At 43.6% G+C, this 10,203-nt stretch carries 6 protein-coding genes and 1 pseudogene; 2 read left to right on the forward strand and 5 right to left on the reverse strand.

Annotated features, from left to right (window positions below; all coding sequences use genetic code 11):
* Positions 1–139: 139 nt before the first annotated feature.
* The 3 genes from VB740_RS14990 to VB740_RS15000 form a co-directional block, all read right to left on the reverse strand.
* Positions 140–4,306, reverse strand: a complete 4,167-nt coding sequence (locus tag VB740_RS14990) for a GAF domain-containing protein (RefSeq protein ID WP_323200780.1) — start codon at positions 4,304–4,306, stop codon at positions 140–142.
* 604 nt (positions 4,307–4,910) lie between these two features.
* Positions 4,911–5,621 carry a GDYXXLXY domain-containing protein gene (locus VB740_RS14995; protein ID WP_323200781.1) on the reverse strand — a complete coding sequence of 237 codons (711 nt, stop codon included), beginning with the start codon at positions 5,619–5,621 and terminating at the stop codon, positions 4,911–4,913.
* Positions 5,622–5,791: 170 nt separating this feature from the next.
* On the reverse strand, positions 5,792–7,213 hold the full coding sequence (locus VB740_RS15000; RefSeq protein WP_323200782.1) for a DUF2157 domain-containing protein: 1,422 nt from the start codon (positions 7,211–7,213) through the stop codon (positions 5,792–5,794).
* Between the two features lie 168 nt (positions 7,214–7,381).
* On the opposite strand from VB740_RS15000, the gene VB740_RS15005 reads away from it, so the two are divergent.
* Both VB740_RS15005 and VB740_RS15010 read left to right on the forward strand, forming a co-directional pair.
* Entirely contained in the window at positions 7,382–8,353 is a 972-nt protein-coding gene (locus VB740_RS15005) for an RsmB/NOP family class I SAM-dependent RNA methyltransferase (RefSeq protein ID WP_323200783.1), read from the forward strand.
* Between the two features lie 498 nt (positions 8,354–8,851).
* Entirely contained in the window at positions 8,852–9,319 is a 468-nt protein-coding gene (locus VB740_RS15010) for an NUDIX hydrolase (protein ID WP_323200784.1), read from the forward strand.
* A 170-nt stretch (positions 9,320–9,489) separates the two neighbouring features.
* Here VB740_RS15010 and VB740_RS15015 read toward each other — a convergent pair.
* A pseudogene (locus VB740_RS15015) lies at positions 9,490–9,951 on the reverse strand (alpha/beta fold hydrolase); the annotation flags it as partial.
* Between the two features lie 62 nt (positions 9,952–10,013).
* A partial coding sequence (locus tag VB740_RS15020) for an HNH endonuclease (RefSeq protein WP_323200785.1) occupies positions 10,014–10,203 on the reverse strand: 190 nt, incomplete at its 5' end.

Below are 10,203 nucleotides of genomic sequence, written 5' to 3' on the forward strand. Positions count from 1 at the left end.
GTTATGAATTCACCGCAAACGAGTCGCACCACCCCACACCCTACACCCCACACCCCGCCCCAACGGGGCTTGGTCAAGAAGGCTTTTTGAGTTGTATGGAGTTTTTTCACGCAATCAACTTAAACTTCCTTAACGATCGCTATTTTCCAATAAAGGTGATAATTGCTTTTACCAATTTCTCTGGGTCTACAGGTTTAGATATGTGCTGTTGGAACCCAGCCGCAAGTGCTTTGTGCTGATTAATTTCTCCAGCATAAGCCGAGAGGGCAATTGCCCTGACTTTACCACCAAGCTCTGCTGGCATTGTTCGGATTTGTTGGATCAGCATATAGCCATCCATCTCAGGCATTCCAATGTCACTGATCAATAAATCAAATTTTGTTTGCCTAAAGACTTGCAGTGCTTCAGTTGCCCTGGAGACAGAAGTGACGATCGCACCGCTATGCTCTAAGATAAACGCAATCAAATCCCGCGTATCTGCATCGTCATCGACAAGCAAAATCTGTGTATCTGTAAGGGGAGCGGTATCAGGATTCGGTGGCGAGGGAATGCTTTCATTTTCCTGTTTTGTTTGAGCCGCCTTCATCAATGGCAATTTGACTGTAAATGTAGCGCCCTGCCCTTCTCCTGGACTATCTGCTTGCACGGTTCCTCCATGTAGTTCAACCAGATGACGGACAATTGCCAACCCTAATCCTAATCCGCCAAACTTGCGGGTGGTTGTGCTATCTGCTTGACGGAAATATTCAAACACATGGGGGAGAAAATTTGGATGAATGCCTTTGCCAGTGTCGCTGACTTGGATTTGAGCTTGCGAACCAACCCGCTCTAAACTAATATTGACTTGTCCATTTTCGGGAGTGAATTTGACCGCATTGGAAAGCAGATTCCAAATGACTTGCTGAAGATGGGTACAATCTCCTAACACTTGCCCAATTGTCGGGTCAAGCATAGTTTGAATTTGAATCGATTTGGCTTCTGCTGCTAACCGCACGGTTTCAAGTGCCGATTGAATTGTCGATGTTAGGTTAACGGAAACCTTGTTGAGACTGAGCTTGCCTTGCAAAATGCGTGAGACATCTAAAAGATCCTCAATCAGTTGGGTTTGCAATTTGGCGTTGCGCTCAATTGTTTCTAAGGCATAATCTGTTTTTGCGGCATCTAATTGTCTACCACGAAGCAATTTCGACCAACCCAAAATCGGATTAAGCGGCGTTCGCAATTCATGGGATAATACTGCCAAAAATTCATCTTTAACCCGGTTGGCAGCTTCTGCTGCATTTCTTGCTGTTTGTTCTGCTTCATAGAGCCGGGTACGGGCGATCGCCTGGGCACATTGTTGTGCCAGCGATAAGATAAACGCTTGCTGCTCCCCATCCAACTGTTGCAGCTCAATGAAACCAAAGGACATGCCTCCAACTGCTCGACCTTCAATCATCAGGGGAATGGAAATCCAGGCATTAAAATCGTAACGCTCATACTGTTCAGTTAGGTGTGGATAGCGAATTGCTCGTGTTTTTGATGGTTCTGCCCAAATAGGCTGCCCGGTTCGCACGGCTTCTGCTAGAGGCACAGGATCGTTAAGAGAAAACCGCTGCCAACCATTCATTTGGTCTGGTTCACAGCCCACGGCTCGAATGACTTCCAGTTCAGTGCCAGTCTCATTTACTAAGGCAACAAGAGCAAAGTTCGCACTCAGAGCCGCAATCCCTTGATCTACAATTACATCTGCCACCTGGAGGGGAGTTAGTGATTCGGAAAAAGCAGCCGTCACAGATTGAAGCCGGTTAATGCGCTCCGCAGACTGCTGTGCTTCCCGGTAGAGACGGGCATTATCAATGGCGATCGCGGCTCGATGGGCGATGTCTTCTGCCAACGCCATGTCTGCCTCATCATAACGGCGATCGGATTCAGCCGTGACAAAGGAAATTGCCCCTAAAATTTGTCCACGGGCAATCAATGGCGAGATAATGCCAGACTTTAAGCCCAGTTCGCGCAAGATTCGCAGATGTTGTGCGTCTTGAGCCACCGTTACCAATGCCGCATCTGGAATTTCAGCAGCCATTTCGGTTTTCCCAGTTCGCAGCACCTTGGCTACTCCCTCCATTGCGTCGATTTGTCTGGGATATTGCTGATGAATTTTCCAGCCCAATTCCACTTTCTTTGCATCGCGGTGAGCAACAGCAACCCGATGAATGAATTGATTCTCTCGCAGCAGATCGATCGCACACCAGTCTGCAAAAAACGGCACTACTAAATTGGCAACGCTGTTCAAGGTTTGTTCATAGTCAAGGGAGGCTGCCAGGGCTGTGCTAAATTCTGCCAGAAATGCTGATCGCCGCTGGTCGGCTTCTGCTTCTAAACGCGCTGTTTGCTCTTGAATTTGCTGCCGCATCAATTGGGCGCGTTCCGCTTCTGCCTGTTTGCGGTCGGTAATGTCCCTGTTGATACCAATCAAAAAGATGGGATTCCCGGCTTTGTCATACACGGTTTTGGCTGTTGTCTCAATCGAGACTAGCGAACCATCTTTTCGTAGACAGGGAATTTCATCACAAAACTCTCCTGTTGTCTGAATAGACTGAATGATTTGGGCCGTCATCATCGGTTTAATATCCGGGTGATGGAGAAAGTTAACGGGTCTGCCGATCGCCTCTGCGGCAGTATAGCCAAAAATTTGCTCGGCATTGCCCAGCCAGCGTTGAATCTTACCCTCCAAATCTGTTAATAAAATGGCATCGGGCATTTGCTGCAAGGCAACATCAGAAATCAGTAATTCGGCTTCGGCAAGTTTGCGTTCGGTGATGTCATGCATCACGACGACTGCCCCCTGTTTTTTGCCTTGGCTATCAGCGATCGCTTGTCCACTAGCAAGCAGCGTCTTTGCCCTTCTCTGCTTGGGCGCAATCACCATTTCAACATTCTCGACTGTCTGTCCCTGTAACGCTTGAAATAGCGGGATCTCGTTTTTAGGCATCCGCGTTTTGCCATCAGGCAAATACAGGTCATAGTACTCTGCCCACTGATCGGGTGGCAGTGGTTGCTCCGGCAAACCATGAAATTCTCGCGCTGCTCGATTAAATAGGGTTAAAACCCCTTCGGCATTACAGGCAACAATTCCTGCCTGCACATTATCAAGTAGGACTCTGAGTAACTCCTGTTCTTTTTCCAAAGCTGCTTCGGCAAGCTGGCGCTCCGCAATTTCCAACTGGAGTAATTCGTTGGCTTGAGATAATTCAGCCGTTCGTTGTTCAACTAAACGCTTCAACTCGTACTGGGTTTGTTGCCGTGTTGCTTCTGTTTTCTGTCGCTCCAGTTCGGTGGCAATCTGTAGGGCAAAGATAGTTAATAGTGATTCTGCAAGCTGAACATTTGTCAAAGCCTTGCCATCCATCACCCCCAGTAGTCCAAGAGGCACGCCCGTTGTATCAAAAAATGGAACCGCTATATAGCTTTCTACCTTCAGAGGTTCTAAAAGAGGTGCGTTAGGAAACAAGGCTTGGACTCGATGGGGATAGCAGCACAATTTTCTTTTCTGGAATACTTCTTGGCAGGGGGTATCACGCAGCAGGTATGCAAAGTTGTCGATGATTTGCCCCTTAGCACAGGCGGCGTTCGTCTGGATTGCTTCCTGGTTATCTCCGTTCACTAGTCCAATATAGGTGTAATCAACTCCCAGCACTTTGTTCAAATGTTGCACCAAAGCAGAGAAAAATTCTTCGCCCGTGACAACAGAAACCCCCTGAGTCACTTCTAATAATGCTGCATCGATTTGAGCAATTTTACGCGCTGCCAGTCGTAGCTCTAGTTCATCTATTACCATTGCGGCAAGATCCTTCAGAATGGCTTTTTGCTCATCAGTTAAGGCATCACGCGGTTGTGTATCTAACAAACAAAGAGAACCTAAATTGAAGCCATCTTGGGTCAGCAATGGTGCGCTAGCATAGAATCGCAGACCCGGTTCATTTTGTACAAATGGATTACAGACGAGGCGTTTGTCTTGCCTAGTGTCGGGGATGACTAAAACTTCATCAGATAATAGCGCCAAGCTGCAAATACTCTCATCTCTCTGTACTTCCCGCATATCAAGACCATAAGCAGATTTAAACCAGCCTCTCGATTCATCGACCAAAGAAACCAGCGCAGTCGGCATATTAAATAAGCGTGCTGCCAAGGAGGTGATGCGATCAAAGGCAACTTCCGCTGGGGTGTCGAGAATATTGTATTGCCGCAGTGCTTCTAAACGTTCTACTTCATTTGCAGGTAAAGGGGCGGTTGTTGCAATGGGTTTAGGGAAATTTTCAGTCATGGACTTTGAGTCAATGGCGAGTAGAAGGCTGGAAGTAGAACGGGAATGATATATATTATCCGTTTCAAGGGTGCTTGACCAGTCCAGCGATGTCTACGATGAGCTTCTCTACGAGACGCTACGCGTAGCTTGCTTCCCCGGAGGGGTACGCTTACGCAGCGCTTTGGGAAGTGACTTTTTTAAGGAAATGTTCTGGCTCAATAAGTTTAAAAATATACTATTAAAAGCCTATGGCTGCGATCGCACCCGCCATATTAACGTAATGGGCCTTCTTACATCGCTGAATAAGATGTCTAAGATTGATTGCATGTGTCGGCTCCCAATCCACCCTTAATCAAGACATCGACAATAGTGCCCCCTTGGATACCTATCCCGTATTTCTCACAAGCTTCAGGCGTTTGATGGAGCAGAGGGGCAGAGGGGCAGAGGGGAAAGAACAAGGCACATTGAACTCTCCCCCTCCCCTGCTCCTCTAGTCTTTATATTTTGTTCTCACCGTTCGCGTAATCACCCAAGTTGCGGATTAGAAAATTCTGAGCGTCGAAAGTCAACGCTCAGAACTTTGGAGATAAACCTTGCATGTTTACACTCTTTGCCTAACAGCTTAAAAGCGATAGTTGCGATCGCGCACCCACATACTAACTGGGACTGCCTTACCCTGTGGATCTACTTTCGCCTTCACTACAATAGGCGGTACTTGTCCTCTACGAGCGCGTTGGGCTTGCAAATCGTTCCTAATCTGCTGCCGTTGGTTTTCTGGGATGTAATATGTTTCTAAGCCATAGTTGACTGAACCATCCTGATAAACACCTCTTAAAGCCACCTGATTGGCTCTTAGAGAACTGGGACGTTCGCTAGTCACTCGCAATGCTCTCCAAGCTCTAGGAACACCGCGACCAGAGGATATTTGCTCTTGCAAAATCACGTAAATGTTGGTTCCTTCAGGCAATCTTCTGCCACTTCCACGACCTTTGCTGACTAATGTTTGCCAACCAGGTAGTCTACTCAAATTTGCGGTACGAGATATATTGTAATCTAGCTCTAAGGTGTTACCTTGTAGTACATTATTAGGCTCTACAGGTACAGTTTGCAAAATCACCGTCTTACCTGTCACATCTGTATAAAGAGCTTGGGCTGGTACTGCCATAATTAAACCTGTTTGCAGCGCCAGGGGAGCTAGTAACCGCCAAAAAGGTAAGGGCTTATTCGATTTTTGTTCAGTGGCAATCAAGTAATCCCGAAAAGTTACCTTACTAGAAAATTCGGCTTCGGGAGACAAGGTTTTATTTTTAGATTCAGAAGAACTATTAGACATGAGCGTAGTCCTAAAAAGCAGAGGGATTGAGGAGGTCAAAAGTAAAGAGATTAGGACTGACGCAGAGAAACTTTAAAAACTTTGATGCACAGAGATTTCAGAATTTTGGATTTTAGATTTTAGATTTTTTATTCAATCCAAAATTTAAAATTCAAAATCTAAAATTTGCACTATTTTTTACTTGCAGAGCTAGAACCACCAGGTAGGCGACGTTCAAACCAAAGTCCAGCGCTAATTAAAGCAGAACCGCACAAGACAAAAACTAGGGATTTGAAAAGTAAATCGGTATCGTACTCTTGCACCCGACTGATAATTTGCAGTGTTACTAACAACATACCGCCCCAAAAGGAACTTCTGCTGTTTAATTTCAATCCTTCTTGAATTAGTCCCCAGGCTAATGTTGCTAGAAGTACATTGAAAATAAAAACACCCAGTTCATCAACTCGGCTGATAGTTTGATGCCAAAAAGGTACTATGGCAATAAAGGCAAGAAAGGTACCAATGACAGCAGTAGTGAAAATCACTTCACGGCGCGGGGGGTTATTTCTTTGACGCAGTAGAAACAACCATTGCAATACCGCCAAGCCGCTGAGAATCCCCAAATCGATGATCGGCAGTGACTCGAACAAGTTTGTCAAATTGGTTGGCTGATTATAAGCATAATCTGGAGATTCCCAGACCCAACGAAAAGACAGAACATAAAAGACAATGCCAAAGCTTATCAACGCTAAATTACGGGCTAGAGATTGAAACAACCTATAATTTATGGTTGGAAACAGCAGGTCATCATAACTCCAGAATAATGCAGGTGGGAGTGTAAAAGCAAAAGATGCAACCCAAGGGGCCATATCAGCATAATTCAGCAGTGGCAGTGGATTAAGGTTGGCTTGTAAAGAACTAGCAAAGACAAAGGCTGCTAGACCAAAAATCCAACGCGATCGGCAGAAGTAGGCTAAGGGGACAAATACCAGCCATGCCAATAAAGGCATATGCTGCACCACTAACCGCGACCAAGTTAACTCACTTGAAGCGTACCACAAGTCTTCTAGTCCAGTCCAATAGCCGATTTCCACGAGGGCAATTGACAGAATTCCTAAAGAATTTAAGGACAAACTGAATGCCATCACCACAACACCCAACCCCCAGGCGAGAAACAGTTGGGAAGCTGAACCGGCAATATTGAACATCTGAGCCATCAGCAGTAAATTTGCACCGAAAATGAAGGCACTTAAAATGAGTAACCCTTCTCCCAGTAAGCGTTTGCTTTTTTGCGGTTTCTTCCCTTCAGGTGGTCTCCAATTGTAAAATCCAGTAATAGCGATCGCAAAAAACAAACTCATCAGCAGAATAAATCTGACTTCTCGCGATCCTCCCTGCCAGTTTCCTGCTACAAAGGTAATTATGCCTAAGCATAAAAGTATGCCGCCTACACCAATTGCGATCGCTTGATTGCGATCGCGTGCAGTAGCTTCCAGGTTTTTAAATTGATAACGTTCTGCTATTTGCTCATACAGCGAAGAACTAATTAATCCTTCATCCCTCCATAGTTGTGCTTCTTTGCGTAACTTTTGCGGAAAATTATCTAAGAACATGACCTTCTCCGGTGCAGTGGGGTAGTTTAGCCATTGCGTTCTGAATGGCGGTCATTATATTTTGAGTATGAAGCCAAAAGCCTTAATTACATTGTTCTCGTGTAACAGTTTGATTTTGATTCTGATACAAGATAATTCGTAATTCGTAATTCGTAATTCGTAATTAATATGGAAAAACCTTCTAATTTATTACTTAAAGTCTCGCGGCGTTTGTTCACTAATTTAGATGAGCAAGAAAAGTTTATCGAGGCTTTAATGAATCCTCAGCCTTTTTTACCCAGCATTGTTTGGTGTAAAGAAAAGCCAGAAAACTCGTCTTTGGCAGTAGAAACACCAACCTATTGGCAACCACAATTTACTGACCGTTTATACCTGGGAGAAAAACCCGGTCAGCATCCCTTACATCAACAAGGATATTTCTATTGTTTAGATTTTTCTTCGGTATTTGCAGCTACTACTTTGTTAGCTATTCCTAAACCAGTAAGTTTAGTTTTTGATATGTGTGCTGCGCCAGGAGGTAAAAGTATCTTTGCTTGGCAAGCTTTACAACCTGATTTACTCATCAGTAATGAAGTCATTGGTAAACGTTTAGGGATGTTAATTTCTAACTTGAAGCGTTGCCAAATTAGCCCTAGTGCAGTGGTTAATAGAGATTCGAGTATATTTGCCGAAATGTTTTCCTGCTCTAGCAATCTAGTAATAGTAGATGCTCCTTGTACTGGACAATCTTTACTTGCTAAAGGTGAAAAAGCACCCGGATGTTTTCACCCAACCGCTATTAATAAGAGTGCCAATCGGCAAAAGCGCATTATAGCTAACTCTGCTAAACTTGTTTCACCACAAGGCTATCTAGCTTATATGACTTGTACATATTCACCCGAAGAAAATGAGCAAGTTTGTGAATGGTTTTTGGAACGCTTTCCCTATTTTAAGGCAATAGAAATTGGTGATTTAGCCAAATATCAGTCGCATTTAACTACAATGCCTTGTTATCGGATGTTTCCTCAAGGTAGGTTAGGGGCTGGTGCATTTACAGTACTGTTTAAAAATACTAATGAACATGAAAATGAGGGTAAAGAAGTAGATTTAAATACAATATCTTCGCTGTATATTTACCAAAATCTGAAAAAGTCAAGTTAGTTACATTGGTGGCACATATAGGACTAGTATTTGATTTCTGAAAAAACTCAGTGCAACTAGGAAGCCTTCTTTCCCCTTGCCTATTGCCTATTCCCTATTGCCTGCCTCCACGACTAATTTCACAATCTCATTTAGGATTGCTATATATTCTAGGATTAAGCCAAAATATCTGATGTTTTGAATAGTGCTGCATTTGTAAATCAGCCATCAGGAGTACACTTTTTACACAGGTTGATTTTATATTTATAGGGTTTGCAGATATTCTCGTAGAGTAGCCCTGAATCACTACTACGCGTCTTATGGCAACGCACGGTAGGGGTACATAATGTGCGACCCTACTTCAGCAATCAAAACTTTCAATAATTAACTCTTATGGCTAAAAAAATATTTTTAACCTTTTCATAACCTAAGTTTAACCAAAATTTATCCGGTATCAGCTCTAGACTTTCTGAAATAAACATTGTACAAAAAAGTTAGACACTAAAGGATACAAATTACATGGGTCGAAAAGTGAGCAAAGTGTTTAAACAATCTGGGGTAATTCCTTATAGAGTGAACAATGGCAAAGTTGAAATCTTGCTAATCACAACCCGTAACTTTCAACACTGGGTAATTCCGAAAGGGGATATTCCTAATGGGATGAGTCCGCCGGCTTCAGCAGCCAAAGAGGCGTGGGAAGAAGCAGGGGTGATTGGGCAGGTAGACGCTAATGAACTTGGCACTTACAAGTACCGTAAAGGAGGTAAAACTTACCGAGTTAAGATGTATTTGTTACCAGTCGAGATGCTCAGTGAAGATTATCCAGAAGTAAGTAAAAGAAAACGGCAGTGGGTAGAAGTGACTACAGCTATTAGGTGGGTTAAGTTTAGTTCACTCAAACGAATCCTGAAAGGTTTTTTTCAGGTCAAATCTCACTTTTGTGCATTTCAAGATCCTAGTCAGATATATATATATACTCTTAAATAAGTATAATTGAGTACATTAAACTAATTCATAATTAATAATTCATAATTTAAATCAGTGGGAGCAAGAAATGCTCCACTGTCTTTTTGACCACTGATTTAAAAATTCAGTGGGTGGCTCTGTACCCATTTTAAAATTTATGAATTATGAATTATGAATTAATAATTATTTGGTCAACGCCACTCGATATTATCTGTTGCTTCAATCAAAGTACTACGAATTCCTGGTTCACTCATCGAATGTCCTGCATCAGGAACCACAATAAACTCGGCTTCTGGCCAAGCCTGATGTAATTCCCAAGCTGATATCATCGGGCAGACTACATCATAGCGCCCCTGAACAATTACAGCCGGAATATGGCGGATGCGGTGTACATTTAGAAGTAATTGATCTTCTGTTTCAAGAAATCCCTTATTCATAAAGTAATGGCATTCAATGCGTGCGAAAGCTGAAGCAAATTCACTCTCGCCAAACTTTTGCATGAGTTCTGGGTCTAAAAAAAGTCTACTTGTACTAGCTTCCCAAATTGACCAAGCACGCGCTGCTGCTAATTGAATTTCTAAATCTGGACTGGTCAAGCGTTTGTAATATGCTGCGATCATATCATCACGTTCTGCGATCGCAATTGGTTTGACAGGTTGAGTCGATGGGGGATATTATTCCCCGCACCTCTCAGTTAAATCTGGGCGTGCGACTTTCATCGCACCCAGCTTCCGATGTTCTTAGCTTGCGCTTTGCTCATGTGTTTATAATCGTGGCAACTCTCATGAATTGCTTCCAGATTTTTTTTCTTCCAGTTGGCGTGATTTTCATCGATGTGATGCAGATGAATCCGTTCTTCATCGATGAACTTTAAACCGCAGGAAGCACATCTATGGTTTTGCTTT

The sequence above is a fragment of the Nostoc sp. UHCC 0251 genome (genome assembly GCF_034932245.1).
GTDB lineage: Bacteria > Cyanobacteriota > Cyanobacteriia > Cyanobacteriales > Nostocaceae > Nostoc.

Bases quoted from the DNA above. Each gene is read 5' to 3' on its own strand.
- VB740_RS14990 (WP_323200780.1), bottom strand. From the start codon at position 4,306: ATGACTGAAAATTTCCCTAAACCCATTGCAACAACCGCCCCTTTACCT.
- VB740_RS15005 (WP_323200783.1), top strand. From the start codon at position 7,382: ATGGAAAAACCTTCTAATTTATTACTTAAAGTCTCGCGGCGTTTGTTC.
- VB740_RS15010 (WP_323200784.1), top strand. From the start codon at position 8,852: ATGGGTCGAAAAGTGAGCAAAGTGTTTAAACAATCTGGGGTAATTCCT.
- VB740_RS15000 (WP_323200782.1), bottom strand. From the start codon at position 7,213: ATGTTCTTAGATAATTTTCCGCAAAAGTTACGCAAAGAAGCACAACTA.
- VB740_RS14995 (WP_323200781.1), bottom strand. From the start codon at position 5,621: ATGTCTAATAGTTCTTCTGAATCTAAAAATAAAACCTTGTCTCCCGAA.